The following is an 18,640-nucleotide window of genomic DNA, read 5'->3' on the forward strand; positions in this document are numbered from 1 at the left end:
CCGTCTGACGGCATCTGACGCCCCTGACGTCCTGACGCCCTCCGGCCGCTCAGGCGGCCTCAGGACGCCTCGAAGCGGACCTTCGCGGTGGTCCCGACCTCCGGGGTGATCCGCAGCCGCAGCCCGGCCGCCCGGCCGGGCTGCGGCTCGTCGTGGGCGAGGGTGAAGCAGCCCTCGTTCTCCGGGTCGTAGTTCTCCGGGTGGGGCCCCGGGCAGGCGACCTGCCGCGGCGCCTTCGGGAAGGACGCGACCCACGCCTCGACATCGGCGTGCTCCATGCGGAACGTCCCCAGGACCGTCGCGCGGCCGTCCGCCGCCTCGCTCCGGTCGCACGTGCCGTCCCGCAGGCCCGGCGGCGGGTCCATCCGGGCGAACGCCATCGCCTCCGTGCAGTCGGCCGTCCCCGCGGGGCCGCCGTCCTCCCCGGAATCCCCCGTGACCAGCCACAGCACCCCGGCGCCCACGCAGCCGACGACGGCCAGCGACAGCCCTGTGACCAGCTTGAACGCACCCGTCATCGCCACGTGCCCCCCTTACTCGGTTCTTACTCGTTCCGCCCGGAGCGGATCGTACGTGCGGGGCTGGACACGGGGTAGGACGGATGGGGGAGGATGACGTCATCCGCACGAAGGGAAGTACACGGTGAGCATCGACCCGGCCTCGATTCCGAACTTCGGAGGGCAGCAGCCCGATCCGCAGGCCACAGGACCGGCGGGCCCCGTCGTCCCCGACCAGGATCTGGTCAAGCAGCTCCTGGACCAGATGGAGCTCAAGTACGTCGTCGACGACGAGGGTGACCTCGCGGCGCCGTGGGAGGATTTCCGCACGTACTTCATGTTCCGCGGCGAAGACGAGCAGCAGGTCTTCTCCGTGCGGACCTTCTACGACCGCCCGCACAAGATCGACGAGAAGCCCCAGCTCCTCGAATCGATCGACGACTGGAACCGCCGCACCCTGTGGCCGAAGGTCTACAGCCACACGCACGACGACGGCTCCGTCCGCCTGATCGGTGAGGCGCAGATGCTGATCGGCACCGGCGTCAACCTGGAGCACTTCGTCTCCTCCACGGTCAGCTGGGTCCGCGCGTCCATCGAGTTCGACAAGTGGCTCGTGGAGCAGCTCGGCCTGGAGAAGGAGATCGACTCCGCCGACGGCGACGACGAGGGCGACGACGGCGAAGCGACCAACTAGCCGTCACCCGTCACAGTGGCACTTTGGCTACGAGGAGCAGGTACACCCCGTAGCCGTAGGAGAGCCCGGCCAGCCCCGCGGTCACCATGACCGCGGTGCCGTGCCGGGCTCTCGCCATCGCGGCCGCCACCGGCAGCAGCAGCGGGAACGCGGGGACCAGGAAGCGCGGCTTGGATTCGAAGAACCCGGCCCCGCCGTAGGTGATCACCATCAGGACCCCCGTGTACACGAGGACCGCCAGCGGCATGCGGTCCAGGGCCAGCAGGATCGCCAGCAGCCCCGCCGCCGCCAGGACGAACACGGTCACCGTGGTGGCCAGCGGCACGCTCCCCCCGGTGACCACCTTCTCGGCCGAGCGCAGCGCCCCCCCGCCGAAGTCGAAGCGGGAGCCCCACAGGCGCTGCACCTCGAAGTACCCGCCGAGGGGATCCCCCGTCCGCGCCCCCACGGCCACGACGTACGCCGTCCAGCCGGTCGGTGCGAGCAGCCCGGCCGCCCACACCTCGGGCGCGCGGGATCTTCGTACGACCACCTCGTGCAGGGCCATGACGGAGACGGCCGCGGCCACCGCGATCCCCGTCGGCCTGGTCAGCCCGGCGAGCATCGCGAGCCCCGCCGCCCACAGCCACCGCCCGGTCAGCAGGGCGTACAGGGTCCAGGCGGCCAGCGCGGCCAGCAGCGCCTCCGTGTAGCCGAGGGTCAGCACCACCGAGTGCGGCAGCACCGCCCACAGCGCCACCAGCAGCAGCCCGCCCCGCTGCCCCAGCAGCCGCTCCCCGACCTTGTAGACACCGATGGCGGCCGACGCGGCGGCCGACCAGGCGACCAGCAGTGCGGCGGCGTGGGTGCCGCCGGCCAGCCCCACCAGGTACGGGTAGAGCGGGAAGAAGGCGTAGTCGCTCTGTACGGACCCGGTGGCGGGCCACATTTGGGTGCGCCCGTACCCGTGGGCGGCGATGTGCAGGTACCAGACGGAGTCCCAGGATCCACCGAGGACCTTGACCGGGCTCTTGCCGGCCCACCACGCGCTGACGGCGAGCACCAGCACGCCGCCGCCGCGCACGGCGGCGAACACCCCGAGCGCGGCGACGGCGGCGGGCGTGGCCGTGCCGACCGCCCGTACGGAGACGGTGGTCACGTCAGCCGCTGAAGGCGCTCGACGGCCTCGTGCAGGACTTCGGTCTTCTTGCAGAACGCCCAGCGCACCTGGGTGGCCCCGGCGGACTTGTCGTCGTAGAAGACCTGGTTCGGGATGGCGACGACCCCGCAGCGCTCCGGCAGGGCGCGGCAGAAGGCGACGCCGTCACTCTCGCCGAGGGGGGCGATGTCGGTGGTGACGAAGTAGGTGCCCTGGGGGCGGAAGACCCGGAAGCCGGCCGCCGCGAGGCCGTCGGAGAGCAGGTCGCGCTTGGCGGCGAGGTCGGCGCGCAGGCCCTCGTAGTAGGCGTCGGGGAGGGCGAGTGCCTCGGCCACGGCGTACTGGAAGGGCCCCGAGGAGACGTAGGTCAGGAATTGCTTCACCGAACGGACGGCCGAGACCAGCTCGGGCGTGGAGGTGATCCAGCCGACCTTCCAGCCGGTGAAGGAGTACGTCTTGCCCGCGCTGGAGATGGTCACCGTCCGCTCCCGCATGCCGGGCAGCGAGGCCAGCGGGGTGTGGGAGCCCTCGAAGACGAGGTGTTCGTAGACCTCGTCGGTGATGACGAGCAGGTCGTGGCGGACGGCCAGCTCGGCGATCGCCGCGAGTTCGGCCGGGGTCAGGACGGTGCCCGTCGGGTTGTGCGGGGTGTTCAGCAGCAGCAGGCGGGTGCGCGGGGTGATGGCGTCGCGGAGGGCGTCGAGGTCGGGGCGGAAGTCCGGGGCGCGCAGGGTGAGGGGGACGCGGACCGCGCCGGCCATGGCGATGCAGGCGGCGTAGGAGTCGTAGAAGGGTTCGAGGGCGATGACCTCGTCGCCCGGTTCGAGGAGGGCGAGCAGGGAGGCGGCGATGGCTTCGGTGGCGCCGGCGGTGACCAGCACCTCGGTGTCCGGGTCGTAGGGGAGGCCGTAGAACCGCTGCTGGTGGGCGGCGATCGCGGTGCGCAGCTCGGGGATGCCGGGGCCGGGCGGGTACTGGTTGCCGTGGCCGGCGAGGACCGCGCGGGCGGCGGCCTCGGCGATCTCGGCCGGGCCGTCGGTGTCCGGGAAGCCCTGGCCGAGGTTGATCGACCCGGTGCGGGCGGCCAGCGCCGACATCTCCGCGAAGATCGTCGTGCCGAATGCGGCGAGGCGGCGGTTGAGGAAGGGGCGGCTGTTGCCCGCGGGTGCGCTCATGGGCGCCATCCTCGGGCGAACCTCTGGACTTGCTCAAGTGTGCTTTGGCACGGATGGCCTGAGGGCATCCCGTCAACACGCGGGACGCGGGGATCCCGCTCCTCGGGGGACCGGGGTGTGAGAGAGGGGCGAGCGCATGATGCTGGCCGTCGTGATCATCGTCAGTGTGGTGGTAGTCGTCTGTCTGGTGGCCGTGGGGTCGCGGAGCAACACGGGGTCCCGGCGCGGGCGGCGCAGCGGCAGCGGGTGGGTCGACGGCGGTTCCGGGGGGTGCGGTTCCTCGTCCTCGTGCGGCTCGTCCTCGTCCTGCGGGGGGTCCTCGTCGTCGTGCGGCGGCGGGGGTTGCGGTTCCAGCTGACACGGGGCAGCCGGGGACCGTGTGGAGAAGGCGCCCGGCGGGCACAACTTCCGTCGGGCGTCTTGTCGTCCGCTCGTCCCCGGCATGTCGTTGAACACGTGAACTGTGGAGCCCCCGGGGGGATGTAAACCCCGTCAAGTTGGGTAAAAACGCTGTGAGTGCCGTGCCTTTCATGATTCCCTCGGTTGAGTAGACCAGTCCTCGGACCTTCCTGGACTTCCTGTGGACCCGTGCCGGGTTCCCCCCACCCGTTGACTACCGCTGGCGGGCCCCGGCCCATCTCCCTCGCGCGTTTGCGGAGCCGACTCATGCTCACGACCCTCCAGACCACCTACACCGACACGCGTGCCGCCGATCTCGCCTGGGCCCTGGGACGGGAGCGGCTGCCCGCCCTGGCCGTGCTGAACCTCGACCTTTCGGGTGCGAAGGTGGAATTGCGCCTGCTCGGAGCCTCCCATCAGGTACTTCTGGAGGAGGGCGAGGTGCTCTGTTCGGAGACGGTCGCCTGTATGCCCGGCAGCAGTACGCCGCTGCCGCTCGGCGTCGCCAAGCGACTGGGCGACTGGGAGTACGAGTTCGCCGCGCGGGTCGAGAAACTGTCGCGCGGCTCCTTCGCCGGGCGCGCGCAGGAGTTGCTCGCGCTGGTCGCGGATCACCCGAACGGGCTCGCCGGAACCTTTCCGGGCAGCCCGCACGCCTTCACCGCCATGCTCGCCCAGCGTTACGAGGGCCAGGTGCGCTGGCGGACCTGGCACGCGTACCCGCAGGAGGGCCAATTGGTCGCCACCCGCACCCGGGTGGGCGTACGGACGGGGGCGCCGGCCGAAGCCCTGGAGTCCGCCGCGCGGTAGCCGCGCCCGGGGTCACCGTTAGGCCAACTGGCCGAATCAGTAAGCCACTTGCACCCATGTGGGTGACCGGGTGCAGGTGGGTGGTGACGTACGGTTCCCCACATGATCGACCGTTCCGCCCCCGGCGGGGTGCTCCCGGCACCGGAGCCGCGGGGCGTGGCGACCGTCCCGGCCGCCCTGCCCGTACGGCCCCGGACCGGCCGACTCCTCGTCCTGGCCACCGTGTTCGTCTGCGCTGCCTGCGGGCTCGTCTACGAGCTGGAGCTGCTCGCCCTCGGCTCGTACCTCATCGGCGACTCCGTCACCCAGGCGTCCGTCGTGCTGTCCGTCATGGTCTTCGCCATGGGCGTCGGCTCCCTGCTCGCCAAACGGCTCAGACACCGGCCCGCGCTCGGCTTCGGCGCCATCGAGGCCGGGCTCGCGCTGCTCGGCGGGCTCTCCGCCATGGCCCTGTACGCGAGCTTCGCCTGGCTGGGGGAGTCCCGGCCCGCCCTCGTCGCCTTCTCCTTCGCCATCGGGGTCCTCATCGGCGCGGAGATCCCGCTGCTGATGGTCCTCATCCAGCGGATCCGCCGGCAGGACGCGGGCGGGGCCGTCGCCGACCTCTTCGCCGCCGACTACGTGGGCGCGCTGGTCGGCGGGCTGGCCTTCCCGTTCCTGCTGCTGCCGGTGCTGGGCCAGCTCACCGGCGCCATGCTCACCGGCGGCGTCAACGTGGTCGTCGGCGGCGGGCTCGTGCTGTGGCTGTTCCGCCGCGACCTGAGCCGGCGCGGCCGCTGGCTGCTGGTCTGCGTGAACCTGACCGTGCTCGCGGTGCTCTGCTCGGCCACCGTGCTGGCCGACGACTTCGAGCGGGTGGCCCGCCGCGCCGTCTACGGCGGGGAGGTGCGCGTCGCCGTGCAGACCGGGGTGCAGGAACTGGTCCTCACCGGCCCCTCCACCGGCTCCCCGCGCTCCCTCGACCTGTTCCTCGACGGCCGGCTGCGGGTCAGCGGCTACGACGAGTACCGCTACCACGAGGCCCTCGTCCACCCCGCGATGACCGGCCCGCACGCCCGGGTGCTCGTCCTCGGCGGCGGCGACGGGCTCGCCGCCCGCGAGGTGCTGCGCTACCCGGACGTCACCTCCGTCACCGTCGTCGAGCTCGACCCCGGCGTCGTCCGGCTCGCCCGCACCGACCCGATGCTGTCCTCGCTCAACGGCCGGGCCTACGAGGACCCGCGCCTCGGCGTCGTCACCGAGGACGCGTTCCGCTGGCTGCGGGGCCCCGCGGCGCGGGACCGGTTCGACGTCATCGTCTCCGACCTCCCCGATCCGGGCATCACCCCGAGCACGAAGCTGTACTCGCAGGAGTTCTACGGGCTGGCCGCGCGGGCCCTGACCCCGGGCGGCCGCCTCGCCGTGCACGCGGGGCCCCTCGCGACCCGGCCGCGGACCTACTGGACCGTCGAGTCGACGCTGCGCGCGGCCGGGCTGCGGACCGCCCCGTACAGCGCGGGCGGGCGCCTGTCGGGCTTCGCCGCCGGGCCGGACCGGGCGCAGGGCTCCGGGGACGTACCGCCGCGCGACTGGGGCTTCGTCCTGGCCGCGCCCGGGCGGGCCCCCGCGCTGCGGGTGGACCGGGACACCCCGGCGCTGCGCTCGCTGTCCACCGGGTCGCTGCGGGACGCGGCCCGCGACGCCGAACGCACCAGGGTCCCCGGCCTGCCGCCGTCGACGCTGCCGCACCCGCGGTACTCCTGAGCCGTCGCGGCCCGCCGGCGCGAGAAGGTTCGCGCCGGACCGGGCACAGGGGCGCGACTCGTCGGTAGGCTCGGCCGCATGGAGCATCAGGTGTTCGTTCCGGTACCGGCCGACAGCCTCCGCGCCGTGCTGCGCGACCCCGTCCGGGTAGCCCGCTGCGTGCCGGGACTCCAGCAGGACGCCGACGCCGATTCCGGGCCGCTGGCGGGCCGGCTGAAGGTGCGGGTCGGCGGGCACACCGTGACCTACCGCGGGGCCCTCGCCGTCGCCGAGCGGGACCCGGGCGTGTTCGCCGTGGACGGCGAGGGCACGGAGATCCGGGGCAGCGGGACCGTGAAGCTCTCCCTGCTGCTGCGGCTGATCCCGGAGGGGGACGGGACCCGGCTGGACTTCACAGCCGGCGCCACCGCCGACGGGCGGGCCGCCTGCTTCGCGCCCGAGGCGACCGTGACCGCCGTGCGCCGGCTGCTGGACCGGGCCGCCGAGCACCTGGCGTCGGCGGCGGCCCCGGCGGACCCGGTCGCCGAGGCGGAGGAGGCCGCAGCCGGAACCGACACGGACACCGACACCGACGCCGATTCCGGTGACGGCTCCGAGGACGTGGGCGAGATCATCGCCTCCGTGTTCGAGACCGAGGTGCCGCCGCCGTCGCTGGACCCCTTCCTGGAGGGTGAGTTCGACGAGCTCGGCGCCTCCCCGCGCCCCCCGGCCGAGGCCGCCCACGCCCGCCGCACCATGATCGGCCGCAGCGCCGAGGAGGTGGACCACGCACCCCCGCGCGGCCGTTACGCCCCGGTGCCCGCGCCCGCCTCCGCCACCGCGGGCCAGAACCTGCGCTGGCTCGCCCCGGCCGCCGCCCTGGCCGTCGGCTCGGCGATCCTCCTCGGCCGCGCCCTGCGCCGCCGCCGGTAGAAGCCGCGCCGCACCGCCTACTCTCGATCACATGAGTACGCAACTGAGGGCCGGCGGGGCCGAGCTGACCATCGACCAGGAGAACGGCTGCCGGATCAGCAGCCTGCGCGTCGACGGGACCGAGCTGCTGCGCCAGGGCCCGGACTTCGGGGCCTTCCCCATGGTCCCGTGGTGCGGACGCACCGCGAACGGCCGGTTCCGTGACGGCGGAGTCCTCCACGAGCTCCCGCTCAACGCCGCCCCGCACGCCATCCACGGCTTCGGCCGTGAGCACCCCTGGCGCAAGGCTCGCCACGGTGACACCGATGCCGCCTTCGTCTACGACCTCGCCGACCCGTGGCCCTGGCCGGGCCGGGTCACCCAGAGCGTCGAGCTGACCCCCGAGAGCGTGACGCTCTCCATGGGCGTCGAGACGTACGGCGACTCCTTCCCGGCCCAGGCCGGCTGGCACCCCTGGTTCCGCCGCAACCTCGGCACCGGCGAGGACGCGCGCCTCGACTTCGAGGCCGAGTGGCAGGAGGAGCGGGGCGCCGACCACATCCCCACCGGCCACCGCATCGACCCCAAGCCCGGCCCCTGGGACGACTGCTTCGGCATGCCGCACGGCGTGGACGTCACCCTGACCTGGCCCAGCGCGCTGGAGCTGAGGGTCCAAAGCCGCGCCGAGTGGGTCGTCATCTACGACGAGCAGCCCGAGGCCGTCTGCGTGGAGCCCCAGTCCGGCCCGCCGAACGGGCTGAACAGCCTTCCCCGGCTGGTCACCCCGGTCGACCCGCTGGAGATCTCCACAACGTGGACCTGGCGGCGGCTCGGGTAGCTCGCAATTAAGCTCAGGGGCATGAGTGACGTACGCGATGCGCTTCTGCAGCAGATCAAGGACAAGGCCGTCGTGCACGGCAAGGTGACCCTCTCCTCCGGCCGGGAGGCCGACTACTACATCGACCTCCGCCGGATCACCCTCGACGGCGAGGCGGCCCCGCTGGTCGGTCAGGTCATGCTCGACCTGACCGCCGACCTCGACTACGACTGCGTCGGCGGCCTGACCCTGGGCGCCGACCCGGTCGCGACCTCGATGCTGCACGCCGCCGCCGCGCGCGGCGGGCGCATGGACGCCTTCGTCGTCCGCAAGGCGCAGAAGGCGCACGGCATGCAGCGCCGTATCGAGGGCACCGACGTGAAGGGCAAGCGCTGCCTGGTCGTCGAGGACACCTCCACCACCGGCGGTTCCCCGCTGACCGCCGTCGAGGCCGTCCGCGAGGCCGGCGGCGAGGTCGTCGCCGTCGCCACGATCGTCGACCGGGGCGCGGCCGAGGCCATCGCCGAGGCGGGCCTGCCCTACCTCACCGGCTACCTCCTTGAGGACCTGGGTCTGTCCTGACCTGCGCCTTTTGGACCGGGCGGAGTGTTTCACGTGAAACACTCCGCCCGGTTTGCGCCATGCGGGGTGGACAGGGGGGTGGAGTGTCCGGTGGAGTCTGGAAAGATGGAGCCGACGATGACGTCGCCCCCAGGTCAGGGCCCGCAATAAGCACACTCCCCGCACATCCAAGGAGCGGACAGATGCCCATCGCAACCCCCGAGGTCTACAACGAGATGCTCGACCGGGCGAAGGCAGGCAAGTTCGCCTACCCGGCCATCAACGTGACCTCGTCCCAGACCCTGCACGCCGCGCTGCGGGGCTTCGCGGAGGCCGAGAGCGACGGCATCATCCAGATCTCCACCGGTGGTGCGGAGTTCCTGGGTGGCCAGCACAACAAGGACATGGTCACCGGCGCCGTCGCCCTGGCCGAGTTCGCCCACATCGTGGCCGCCAAGTACGACATCACGGTCGCGCTGCACACGGACCACTGCCCCAAGGACAAGCTGGACGGCTACGTCCGCCCGCTGCTCGACATCTCCGCCGAGCGCGTGGCCCGCGGTCTGAACCCGCTCTTCCAGTCGCACATGTGGGACGGTTCCGCCGAGACCCTGGCCGACAACCTGGCCATCGGCCAGGAGCTGCTCGCCAAGGCCGTCGCCGCGAAGATCATCCTTGAGGTCGAGATCACCCCGACCGGCGGCGAGGAGGACGGCGTCAGCCACGAGATCAACGACGAGCTGTACACCACCGTCGACGACGCGATCCGCACCGCCGAGGCCCTGGGCCTGGGCGAGAAGGGCCGCTACCTGCTGGCCGCCTCCTTCGGCAACGTGCACGGCGTCTACAAGCCGGGCAACGTCGTCCTGCGCCCCGAGCTCCTCAAGGACCTCCAGGCCGGTGTCGGCGAGAAGTACGGCAAAGCCTCGCCGTTCGACTTCGTCTTCCACGGCGGTTCGGGCTCCACGGCCGAGGAGATCGCCACCGCGCTGGAGAACGGCGTCGTGAAGATGAACCTCGACACCGACACCCAGTACGCCTTCACCCGCCCGGTCGTGGACCACATGTTCAGCAACTACGCCGGTGTCCTGAAGGTCGACGGCGAGGTCGGCACCAAGTCGAAGTACGACCCCCGCACCTGGGGCAAGGCCGCCGAGGCCGGCATGGCCGCGCGCGTCGCCGAGGCGTGCGCCAACCTGCGCTCGACCGGTACCAAGCTGAAGTAGCCACCCGCCGGCTGCCCGAAGGGGCCCGCAGGTCCGTCATGGACCCGCGGGCCCTTTCGCTTGTGCTGATATCTTGCTTGGCACAAGAACATACCTGGGGGAATGTAATGGTCGGGGGCAGGAGAGGCGCCGTGAGATGAAGACAGAACGACCCCAGGTCAAGCAGGACCGGGCGGTCCGCACGCGCCGGGCGATCCTGGACGCGGCGGCCGTGGTGTTCGAGCAGCACGGGTACGACGCGGCCAAGCTCTCCGACATCGTCAACCTCGCCCGCGTCACCAAGGGCGCGCTCTACTTCCACTTCGACTCCAAGGACGATCTGGCGCAGGCGGTCATCGACGCCCAGATCCAGGAGGAGCCGGTGCCCCCGGCGCAGGAGTACAAGGCGCAGGAGTTCATCGACTTCGGCATGATCTTCTCGCACCGGCTGCGCCACTCCGTGCTGATGCGGGCCAGCGCCCGGCTCACGCTGGAGAAGGCCGGCCGGGCCGCCCTGGACCACGCGGGTCCGTACCAGGCGTGGATCGACCTGCACGTCGCCGTGCTCTCGGAGGCCAAGACCCGCGGCGAGCTGCTGCCGAACGTGGACCCGGTGGCGCCGTCGAGGATGATCGTCGGAGCGTACGCGGGGCTGAACATGATGTCCCAGGTGCTCGCGCTGGACTTGGACGAGCAGGTCTCGGAGCTCTACACGCACGTGATGCCGACCGTCGTGGTCCCGGCCGTGGCGATCCGCCTGGACACCGCGGCCGGTCGTGGGGCCCGGGCGCTGTACGGGCCGCAGGCCGTCCACGCTTGCGCCGCCGGCTGTCCGACGGGTGTGCCGGTCGAGGACGGGCCCGCGGAACAGGCGCGGGCTTCACAATAAAATCCTCCCGGGTATTATTTTTCGGGGCCTGCGGCGACGCGGTCCCGCGGCCCTGCCCAGGGAGAAGACTGTGGACATTGATGTACTCGGCGCACCCCGCGTCACCGAGAACGGCATGCCCATCGTGCCGCCCACACCCGAGTCCCGGCACGTCCTGGCGGTCCTCGCGGCCCACCCCGACCAGGTCGTCCCGGCGACCGTCCTCGCCGACGAACTCGCCCACTCCACCCCGCCCGAGCACACCCACGCCGCCCTGCAGGCCGGAGTACGGCACCTGCGCGAGCGTTTCGCGGAGGTACTGGGGCCCGACTCGGTACGTACTCCCGAGTCGGTACTCTCCGCGAGGCCCGGCGGGTATTTTCTCGACAGCGGCGGCGGCCGCTCCGACCTTCACGAGTTCGAACGCGAGGCGGGCGCGGGCTACCGGGCCATGAGCCGCGGCGACCACGAGCAGGCCGCCCGCCGGCTGCGCCGCGCCCTCGGGCTGTGGACCGGCCCCGCCCTCGACGGCATCCCCGCGGGCGCCTGGCTCGGCGGCCGCATCGCCGCCCTCGAATCCAGCCGCGTGTGCGTGCTCGGCCAGTGGGTCGAGGCCGAACTGGCCCTCGGGCGCGGACGGGAGCTGCGCCGTGAACTCGCCCTCCTGATCTCCTCCCAGGGCGGCCGGGAACGCCCCGACGGCACCTATCTGGCCGCGCTGCGGCGGGCCGAGGCGCGCGCGGCGGCCCCGCGTCACCAGGCGGCCTGACCGGCGCGTCCGGTTTGACCCTCTGCCGCAGTCGGCCTAGTTTTCGAGTGCCTGGCTGAAAACAGCTGGTCAGACGGGGGGACGGGCATGAGCGACGACGGTTCGGCAGCGGACGGCGACGGCGCCGCCGCCGATCCGCCAGCCCTTCTCACCCCGCCGGGCGCCCCGGCCCCACCCGGCTCCCTCGCCCCATCCGGCTCCCTCGATCCGTTCGATGCCCTCGGCCCGCTCGATTCCCTCGACCCGTTCGATCCCCTCGGCCCGCTCGGGGTCCTGCGGCTGCTCGCGGAGGGGGCCCCGCAGAGCCAGTTCGAAGCCCTGCGTCGACAGGCCCACCGCTCCGGCGCCGGCCCGGCCGGGCTCGCCGCCCTCGACGAGGCGCTCGAACTCGCCGGATCCGTCCGGGCGGACACCGCCCGCGGCCGCGACCGCGAGGCCACGCTCACCGCCCTCGTGGACACCGTGCACGACCTGACCTCCCCGTACGACCTCGACGGCCTGCTCCGCATGATCACCCGGCGGGCCCGGCGCCTGCTCGGCTTCGACATGGCCTGGGTCGCCCAGGCCCGCCCCGACGGCACCGCGTACGTACGCACCTCCGAAGGCGAGACCAGCGCCCTCAACGTCGGCCTCGAACTCGGCACCGGCCGGGGCCTGGGCAGCCTCGCCCAAGAGCGCCGGGCGCCCGTCTGGACCGCCGACTACCTCGCCGACGAGGGCATTCCGCACGGCGCGGGCATCGACACCGTGGTCCGCGCCGAGGGCCTGCGCGCGATCGTCGCCGTCCCACTGCGCCACGGCGACTCCTCGCTGGGCGCGCTGTACGGAGCCGAGCGCGCGGTCCGTCGGTTCACCTCCGACGAGATCGCGGCGCTGCTCTCCCTCGCGGACCTGACCTCCGTCGCCATCGAGAAGGCCCGACTGCTGGAGCGGACCCGGGACGAGGTCATCGAGCTGGAGCTGTTCGGCTCCCGCACCAACACCGCGCTCACGCGGGTCCGGTACCTGTGGGAATGCCACGCCCGGCTGGCCGGGCTGGTCCTGGACGGCGCGGGCCTCGCGACGCTCGCTCGGGCCACCGCCGACGCGCTGGACGGCGTGCTCCAGGTACGGGACCCGGGCGGGCGGCCGCTGACGGTGACCGGCGAACTCCCCGACCTGGACGAGGAGTCGGTGTGCAGGGCGGTCCTCCAGACGCTCTCCGTCCGGCGCCCGGTCGGCCTGCCGGGGGAGGTGTGGCTGGCGCCGGTCCTGGCGGGTGCGGAGGTGCTGGGCGTGCTGCTGCTGAGCGCGTCGGCGCCGCTCACCGACGAGGACGTACGGCTGTTGCAGCTGGCCGCGCAGTCCGTGGCCTCCCTGATGCTGATCCAGCGCGGAACGGCCGCCGCGGAAGGGCCCGTTCACGACGAGCTGCTGACCGACCTGCTGGAGCGGCCGCACTCCACCGACCTGCACCTGCTGGAGCGCACCCGGCGGCTCGGCATCGACCTCGACCGGCCGCACGTGGTCGTGGTGGCCCGGCCGGAGGGCGGCGAGCTGGGCAAGGCGGTGGCGTGGGCGTCCTCGTACGCCTACCGGATGGGCGGCCTCAAGGGCGTCCGCCGGGGCTGCATCGTCCTGCTGCTCCCCGGCACGGACGCCTCGGCGGCCGCCCGCGCCCTCTCGGCCGACCTGTCCCCGCTCCTCGGCCACCCGGTCTCCACGGGCGCGGCGGGCCCGACGGCCGGCCCCGGCCAAGTGGCCCGGGTATACGCGGAAGCGGTCCGCTGCCTCGACGCGCTGACCGCGCTCGACGGCGCCGGCGGCACGGCCTCCCTGCGGGAGCTGGGCTTCCTCGGGCTGCTGCTGTCGGCCGACCACGACGTGGAGGCGTACGTCGCCTCGACCATCGGCCCGGTCCTGGACTACGACGCGGAGCGCCTCACGGAACTGACGGCCACCCTCAGCGCCTACTTCGACTCGGGCGGCAGCCCCACGCACGCGGCGGAGGCGCTGCACGTCCACCCCAACACCGTCTGGCGCCGCCTGGAGCGCATCGCGGAACTCCTGGGCCCGGACTGGCAGAAACCCTCCCGCGCCCTGGAACTCCAAATGTCCCTGCGCCTCCACAAGGCCCGCACCTCCCTCCACTCCCGCCGCACGGCTCCACTGGGCGACTAGTGCCGTGACAGCACCGAGCCCCGCCGTCGCGGGCGGACGTGCGGGCGCCGGTGGCGTGCTCTAGCGTCGAAAGGGCGGGGGTGACCGTGCCCGCTCCGCGCCGCCCTCGCCCGTGATCCGACCGAGAGAGCAGGTGCATTCGCATGCGTCCGTCGGCCCGTATCCCCAGCATCCTGGCCGGCCTGGTCCTCGCCGCCGGCGGTGCCTTCTTCGCCGCCCCGGGCGCGAGTGCCGCCGCCCCCACCAGCGTCCAGGACTGCGAGCAGTACCTCGCGCAACACGGCGGCAAGCAGCCGGAGGGCGTCGGGCAGGCCTGTTACGAGGGCTCGATCGGCAACCAGACCAGCTGCGCCGCGAGCCTGCATCAGATCGGCATCCCCGCGAACACCGCCGACGGCGCCTGCCGCGCGGCCCACTAGCCGTCCACCGGGCGCTCCGGTGCGGCGCCGCCGCGACGCTCTGGGTCGGAGCCCCGGGACCCCTCCAGCCCGTCCGGCGTTTGAGGCGCGGGGTCTGGGTCGGAGCGCCAGGTCCATCCAGCCCGTCCGGCGTTTGAGGACCGGGTCCGGGCAGCGCCCGGGGAACGGAGGAAGGGCGGGGCGGGGAGAAGAAACCGCGCAGCGGAAGCCGGCCACGGGTGACGGCCCCGCCGGTCCGGGCAGCCACCGGCAGCAGGGCCTGCCGACCCGCCCCGGCCCCGGGCGCGGGTGGGAGTCGGCGGCTAGCGAGGGCCCCGTTCCCGCCCGGCCAGGGCAACGGCGGCGTGCGCCACCGACCCCAACGTCACATGCCGGTGCCATCCCCCCAACCCCCGCCCGGAGAAGTCCCGCAACCCCACGTCCCGCCCACTGCCGCAGGCCACCGCCTCCACCCGCCGCCCCGCCTTCGTCAGCCGGACCACCACCCCCACCGGCACCCGCACCAGGTCCGTGACCCACATCGCCACCAGCCGCCCGGACACCCCCCACTCCCCGACCAGCAGCAACTCCCGCCGCCGCGCCACCGCGGGATCCGGCATCATCACCCGCACCCCCACGGCCCACGACGACCGCGCCACACCGCCCGCGTCCGTCCACTCCACCGGCGCCCCGAGCCCCTTCACCGACCGCAGGATCTCCACCGGCCCCCGCGCCCCGCCCCCGAACCCCGGCAGCGCCGGATCCCGCACCACGAACCGCGCCTCCGCCCGCGCCTCCGCCCGCACCGGCGACACCGCCGCCGTCGGCGAACCCCCCACCCGCGCGACTACCGGCACCCCCGCCTCCGCGAACCGGTTCATCGTGCAGCGCGTCCCGATCCCCCGGATGTCCAGCACCACCGGCCGCGGCGCCAGCCCACTGCCCCGTACCGTGTCCAGCACCGCGCCGACCGCGCTCTCCTCGTACGGGCTGCCCGGCAGCAGCAACTCCCACCCCACCGGCGTCACCACCCCCGGCGACGTGAACCACGTCCCGAACGCCTGCTGCCCACGGAACATCTGCCCCTGGTGCGGATCGAAGCGGTGCTCCACGCCCACCGACCGCGCCCCGCTCCTCGGGATCGCCATCGGCTGCGCCACCCATGCGGTCAATGGAGCCGGCGCCGTCGCTTCCAGGTACCCCGCCAGCGCGGCACGGATCGGCTCCCACGCCCAGGTGGAGCCGGAGATGAAGTGGTGCAGGCTCTGCTCGGTGGCGGTCCCGCCGATGTCCCCCGCCATGTTCCGGAACGACTTCCGCCCGGGGGTGGCCAGCAGCCCGCGCACGTACCGCCGGGCCTTCTCCCGCTGATCCCGACGCCGCAGGGATTCACACACCACCGCGCACAGCCCGTCGGCGATCTCACCGACCGCCATCCGGTCCGGAAACGGGAACGGGAACGGGGACGGGGACGGGAACGGGAACGCGGGATCGAAGTGCGGGGCGACGCCGGCGGCGGCAGTGGCGGTGATGGTCACGCCACCCAGACTCCGCCGCCGCCCCCGCCCCGAGGGAGGTGCGCCGGACACCTCCGTCCCCCCGACGGGTGGTGCGCCGCGCACACCCCCTCCGGGGGCCCGGCGCGGCGCGCCGCCGTCCGCCTAGCCCTTGAGCTCGGCGTACGCCTCTTCGCTGCTGTCCTTCAGGAACTGCCAGCACCGCTCGGTCTCTTCGGTCTCGTTGATCGCCCCGGCCGCCCGCGCGAGCGCGGCCAGGCAGCGCAGGAAGCCCCGGTTGGCCTGGTGCGACCACGGGATCGGGCCGTGGCCCTTCCATCCGGCGCGGCGCAGCGAGTCCAGCCCGCGGTGGTAGCCGGTACGGGCGTACGCGTACGACTCGATCACGCGACCGCCCTCGAAGGCCTCCTCGGCCAGCGCGGCCCAGGCGAGGGAGAAGGTGGGGAAGGCGGCGGCGACCTCGGCCGGCGCGCCGGTCTTCTCGCCGAAGAGGGCGAACGCCTCTTCGTTCTCCCGGAGGTAGGTCGGGTCCGGTCCGCCCAGCAGGTTCTGGTGACTGTTCATGCCGCAAGTCTGCCAGGCGGCCCCCGGCCCGTACCCGGCTCAGCCGGTTCCCCGGCGACCGGTCGATCCGGCCCGGCGATCCGGCCCGGCGATCCGGCCCGGCGATCAAGCCGGACGATCAAGCCCGGCGCGTGTCGTTCGTCGCAACCTCGGCAAAGAGCCCTAGAGGGCTCCGCCATGTCGTGTTTATGATGCGGGCAGGGGACCGGGGCTCCACTTACCCAACCGGAAGGAGCGGACCGCTACCCGGAAGCACGTGTCGAGGAGACAGCGATGTCGCAAAACCTTGATGCCTCCGGAGCCGGTTCGGACACCCCGAACCTCGACTTCGATGGCACGACCCCGTACGAGGACTACGTCCAGGCGGACGTCCTCACCCACCTCCAGCACCTCCGCTCGGACGACCCGGGCGAGATGGTCTTCCTGGTGACGACCCAGGTCATGGAGCTGTGGTTCACGGTCATCGTCCACGAATGGGAAACCGCCGCCAAGGCACTGCGCGAGGACCGCGTGCAGGTGGCGATGGACGCGCTGAAACGTTCCCTCCGCGAACTGGAAGCCCTCAACGCCTCCTGGCGCCCGCTCGCCCAGCTCACCCCTGGCCAGTTCAACCAGTACCGCGCGGCCCTCGGCGAGGGTTCCGGTTTCCAGTCGGCGATGTACCGCCGGATGGAATTCCTGCTCGGCGAGAAGTCCGCCTCCATGCTGGTCCCGCACCGCGGCGCGCCCCGCGTGCACGCGGAACTGGAGAAGGCCCTCCAGGAGCCCAGCCTCTACGACGAGGTCCTGCGCCTGCTCGCCCGCCGCGGCCACACCATCCCGGCGGAGGTCCTGGACCGCGACCTCTCCCAGCGCTACGAGCCGTCCCCGCAGGTCGAGGCCGCCTGGACCGCCCTGTACGCGGACCCGGACTCCGAGCTCGACCTCCACCGCCTCGGCGAGGTCCTCACGGACGTCGCGGAACTCGTCTGGCGCTGGCGCAACGACCACCTGGTCGCCACCCGCCGCGCGATGGGCGCGAAGACGGGCACGGGCGGCTCGGCGGGCGTCACCTGGCTGGAGAAGCGGGCCCAGAAGAACGTCTTCCCGGAACTCTGGACGGCGCGCAGCTATGTCTGACGCTCCCGCGCTCCAGCAGCAGGCTGCCGACCTCGACGCCACCGACGACCTGGCCAAACTCCGCGACCGCTTCACCCTCCCGGACGGCCTCGTCTACCTCGACGGCAACTCCCTCGGCGCCCTCCCGGAGGGAGTCGCGGCGGCCACGGCCGACGTCGTGCACCGCCAGTGGGGCGAGCTCCTCATCCGCTCCTGGGACGAATCCGCCTGGTGGACCGCCCCGGAACGCATCGGCGACAAACTCAGCCCCCTGATCGGCGCGGCCCCCGGCCAGACGGTCGTGGGCGACTCCACCAGCGTCAACCTCTTCAAGGCCCTGGTCGGCGCGGCCCGCCTGGCCCCGCCCGGCCGCACGCGGATGCTGGTCGACGCGAACACCTTCCCCACCGACGGCTACATCGCGGCCTCGGCCGCCCGGATGACCGGCCTCCACGTCGTCCCGGTCGACCCGTCCGTCGCCGCGGAGGCGATGGGCGAGGACACCGCCGTCGTCCTCCTCAACCACGTCGACTACCGCACCGGCCGCCTGCACGACCTCCCCGCCCTCACCCGGGCGGCCCACGCGACCGGCGCGATCTCCGTCTGGGACCTCTGCCACAGCGCCGGCGCCCTCCCGGTCGGCCTCGACGCGCACCAGGTCGACCTCGCGGTCGGCTGTACGTACAAGTACCTGAACGGCGGACCCGGCTCCCCGGCGTACCTCTACATAGCCGCCCGCCACCAGGACGCCTTCGACTCCCCGCTCCCCGGCTGGAACGGTCACGCGGACCCCTTCGCGATGACCTCGGGCTACACCCCGGCCGACGGCGCGGTGCGGGGGCGGGTCGGGACCCCCGACATCCTCTCCATGCTCGCCCTGGAGGCCGCCCTCGACGCGTGGGACGGCGTCTCGATCGAGCAGGTCCGGGCGAAGTCGCTGGCCCTGACCGACTTCTTCCTCGACTGCGTCGCCGCGTACGTCCCGGAAGGCAAGGTCCAGGCCGTCACGCCGGCCGAGCACGCCCGCCGCGGCAGCCAGGTCTCCCTGCGCGCCGAGAACGCGGCGGAGATCATGCGCGAGCTGATCGCGCGCGGCGTCGTCGGGGACTTCCGCGCCCCGGACGTCCTGCGCTTCGGCTTCACCCCGCTCTACGTCGGTTTCGCCGACGTGGAGCGTGCCGCCCGGACACTGGGTCACATTTTCGGGTGACGTAGCGGCGAAACGTCACCTCGCGGGGTGACACCGGCGCGGGCGGGGCCTCTGGCTCCGCCCGCGCCCGTCTGAGCCCCTCCCCGGGCCCGTGATCACGCCCGTCCCGCCACGGAACGGCGTGTT

Annotated in this window: 18 protein-coding genes; 13 read left to right on the forward strand and 5 right to left on the reverse strand. The window is 73.0% G+C overall.

What is annotated here, in order from left to right:
* Window positions 1–59 precede the first annotated feature (59 nt).
* A complete protein-coding gene (locus tag OG982_RS15635; RefSeq protein WP_266786414.1) occupies window positions 60–524 on the reverse strand; it encodes a hypothetical protein in 465 nt (154 codons plus the stop codon).
* A gap of 118 nt (window positions 525–642) precedes the next feature.
* Here OG982_RS15635 and OG982_RS15640 point away from each other — a divergent pair, with 118 nt between their 5' ends.
* Window positions 643–1,191: a YbjN domain-containing protein gene (locus OG982_RS15640; RefSeq protein WP_266786412.1), complete on the forward strand. Its 549-nt coding sequence runs from the start codon at window positions 643–645 to the stop codon at window positions 1,189–1,191.
* A 10-nt stretch (window positions 1,192–1,201) separates the two neighbouring features.
* Here the strand turns inward: OG982_RS15640 and OG982_RS15645 are convergent, their stop codons facing one another.
* Window positions 1,202–2,329 carry a hypothetical protein gene (locus OG982_RS15645; protein WP_266786410.1) on the reverse strand — a complete coding sequence of 376 codons (1,128 nt, stop codon included), beginning with the start codon at window positions 2,327–2,329 and terminating at the stop codon, window positions 1,202–1,204.
* Window positions 2,326–3,513 carry a pyridoxal phosphate-dependent aminotransferase gene (locus OG982_RS15650; protein WP_266786408.1) on the reverse strand — a complete coding sequence of 396 codons (1,188 nt, stop codon included), beginning with the start codon at window positions 3,511–3,513 and terminating at the stop codon, window positions 2,326–2,328. The genes OG982_RS15645 and OG982_RS15650 overlap by 4 nt, the downstream gene beginning before the upstream one ends.
* A gap of 657 nt (window positions 3,514–4,170) precedes the next feature.
* On the opposite strand from OG982_RS15650, the gene OG982_RS15655 reads away from it, so the two are divergent.
* The 10 genes from OG982_RS15655 to OG982_RS15700 all read left to right on the forward strand — a co-directional run bounded on the left by OG982_RS15655 (window position 4,171) and on the right by OG982_RS15700 (window position 14,146).
* Window positions 4,171–4,713, forward strand: coding sequence for a DUF2617 family protein (locus tag OG982_RS15655; protein WP_266786406.1), 543 nt, complete (start codon window positions 4,171–4,173; stop codon window positions 4,711–4,713).
* A 102-nt stretch (window positions 4,714–4,815) separates the two neighbouring features.
* Window positions 4,816–6,456: a polyamine aminopropyltransferase gene (locus OG982_RS15660; RefSeq protein WP_266786404.1), complete on the forward strand. Its 1,641-nt coding sequence runs from the start codon at window positions 4,816–4,818 to the stop codon at window positions 6,454–6,456.
* A 78-nt stretch (window positions 6,457–6,534) separates the two neighbouring features.
* Window positions 6,535–7,368, forward strand: coding sequence for an SRPBCC domain-containing protein (locus OG982_RS15665; protein WP_266948743.1), 834 nt, complete (start codon window positions 6,535–6,537; stop codon window positions 7,366–7,368).
* A 31-nt stretch (window positions 7,369–7,399) separates the two neighbouring features.
* Window positions 7,400–8,185, forward strand: coding sequence for an aldose 1-epimerase (locus OG982_RS15670; RefSeq protein ID WP_266948744.1), 786 nt, complete (start codon window positions 7,400–7,402; stop codon window positions 8,183–8,185).
* Between the two features lie 21 nt (window positions 8,186–8,206).
* Window positions 8,207–8,746, forward strand: a complete 540-nt coding sequence (gene pyrE, locus OG982_RS15675; RefSeq protein ID WP_266786398.1) for an orotate phosphoribosyltransferase — start codon at window positions 8,207–8,209, stop codon at window positions 8,744–8,746.
* A 182-nt stretch (window positions 8,747–8,928) separates the two neighbouring features.
* Window positions 8,929–9,951, forward strand: a complete 1,023-nt coding sequence (gene fbaA / locus OG982_RS15680; protein WP_266786396.1) for a class II fructose-bisphosphate aldolase — start codon at window positions 8,929–8,931, stop codon at window positions 9,949–9,951.
* A 136-nt stretch (window positions 9,952–10,087) separates the two neighbouring features.
* Window positions 10,088–10,819, forward strand: a complete 732-nt coding sequence (locus tag OG982_RS15685; RefSeq protein WP_266948745.1) for a ScbR family autoregulator-binding transcription factor — start codon at window positions 10,088–10,090, stop codon at window positions 10,817–10,819.
* Between the two features lie 70 nt (window positions 10,820–10,889).
* Window positions 10,890–11,567 carry an AfsR/SARP family transcriptional regulator gene (locus OG982_RS15690; RefSeq protein ID WP_266786392.1) on the forward strand — a complete coding sequence of 226 codons (678 nt, stop codon included), beginning with the start codon at window positions 10,890–10,892 and terminating at the stop codon, window positions 11,565–11,567.
* Between the two features lie 87 nt (window positions 11,568–11,654).
* Window positions 11,655–13,727, forward strand: coding sequence for a helix-turn-helix domain-containing protein (locus OG982_RS15695; protein WP_266948747.1), 2,073 nt, complete (start codon window positions 11,655–11,657; stop codon window positions 13,725–13,727).
* A 143-nt stretch (window positions 13,728–13,870) separates the two neighbouring features.
* Window positions 13,871–14,146 carry a hypothetical protein gene (locus OG982_RS15700; RefSeq protein WP_266786388.1) on the forward strand — a complete coding sequence of 92 codons (276 nt, stop codon included), beginning with the start codon at window positions 13,871–13,873 and terminating at the stop codon, window positions 14,144–14,146.
* A gap of 302 nt (window positions 14,147–14,448) precedes the next feature.
* On the opposite strand, the gene OG982_RS15705 is transcribed toward OG982_RS15700, so the two are convergent.
* Together OG982_RS15705 and OG982_RS15710 are read right to left on the reverse strand one after the other, a co-directional pair.
* Complete coding sequence (locus tag OG982_RS15705; RefSeq protein ID WP_266948749.1) at window positions 14,449–15,663, reverse strand: transposase; 1,215 nt, start codon at window positions 15,661–15,663, stop codon at window positions 14,449–14,451.
* Between the two features lie 123 nt (window positions 15,664–15,786).
* A complete protein-coding gene (locus OG982_RS15710; RefSeq protein ID WP_266786384.1) occupies window positions 15,787–16,206 on the reverse strand; it encodes a DUF3151 domain-containing protein in 420 nt (139 codons plus the stop codon).
* 273 nt (window positions 16,207–16,479) lie between these two features.
* On the opposite strand from OG982_RS15710, the gene OG982_RS15715 reads away from it, so the two are divergent.
* Entirely contained in the window at window positions 16,480–17,325 is an 846-nt protein-coding gene (locus tag OG982_RS15715) for a tryptophan 2,3-dioxygenase family protein (RefSeq protein WP_266786382.1), read from the forward strand.
* Window positions 17,318–18,514: a kynureninase gene (kynU, locus tag OG982_RS15720; protein ID WP_266786380.1), complete on the forward strand. Its 1,197-nt coding sequence runs from the start codon at window positions 17,318–17,320 to the stop codon at window positions 18,512–18,514. The genes OG982_RS15715 and kynU overlap by 8 nt, the downstream gene beginning before the upstream one ends.
* Window positions 18,515–18,640: the final 126 nt, after the last annotated feature.

It is taken from the genome of Streptomyces sp. NBC_01551 (assembly GCF_026339935.1).
GTDB lineage: Bacteria > Actinomycetota > Actinomycetes > Streptomycetales > Streptomycetaceae > Streptomyces.

Coding starts and splice junctions, on each gene's coding strand:
- OG982_RS15650 (WP_266786408.1), bottom strand. CDS start 3,513: ATGGCGCCCATGAGCGCACCCGCGGGCAACAGCCGCCCCTTCCTCAAC.
- OG982_RS15655 (WP_266786406.1), top strand. CDS start 4,171: ATGCTCACGACCCTCCAGACCACCTACACCGACACGCGTGCCGCCGAT.
- OG982_RS15660 (WP_266786404.1), top strand. CDS start 4,816: ATGATCGACCGTTCCGCCCCCGGCGGGGTGCTCCCGGCACCGGAGCCG.
- OG982_RS15665 (WP_266948743.1), top strand. CDS start 6,535: ATGGAGCATCAGGTGTTCGTTCCGGTACCGGCCGACAGCCTCCGCGCC.
- OG982_RS15670 (WP_266948744.1), top strand. CDS start 7,400: ATGAGTACGCAACTGAGGGCCGGCGGGGCCGAGCTGACCATCGACCAG.
- pyrE (WP_266786398.1), top strand. CDS start 8,207: ATGAGTGACGTACGCGATGCGCTTCTGCAGCAGATCAAGGACAAGGCC.
- fbaA (WP_266786396.1), top strand. CDS start 8,929: ATGCCCATCGCAACCCCCGAGGTCTACAACGAGATGCTCGACCGGGCG.
- OG982_RS15685 (WP_266948745.1), top strand. CDS start 10,088: ATGAAGACAGAACGACCCCAGGTCAAGCAGGACCGGGCGGTCCGCACG.
- OG982_RS15695 (WP_266948747.1), top strand. CDS start 11,655: ATGAGCGACGACGGTTCGGCAGCGGACGGCGACGGCGCCGCCGCCGAT.
- OG982_RS15700 (WP_266786388.1), top strand. CDS start 13,871: ATGCGTCCGTCGGCCCGTATCCCCAGCATCCTGGCCGGCCTGGTCCTC.
- OG982_RS15710 (WP_266786384.1), bottom strand. CDS start 16,206: ATGAACAGTCACCAGAACCTGCTGGGCGGACCGGACCCGACCTACCTC.
- OG982_RS15715 (WP_266786382.1), top strand. CDS start 16,480: ATGTCGCAAAACCTTGATGCCTCCGGAGCCGGTTCGGACACCCCGAAC.
- kynU (WP_266786380.1), top strand. CDS start 17,318: ATGTCTGACGCTCCCGCGCTCCAGCAGCAGGCTGCCGACCTCGACGCC.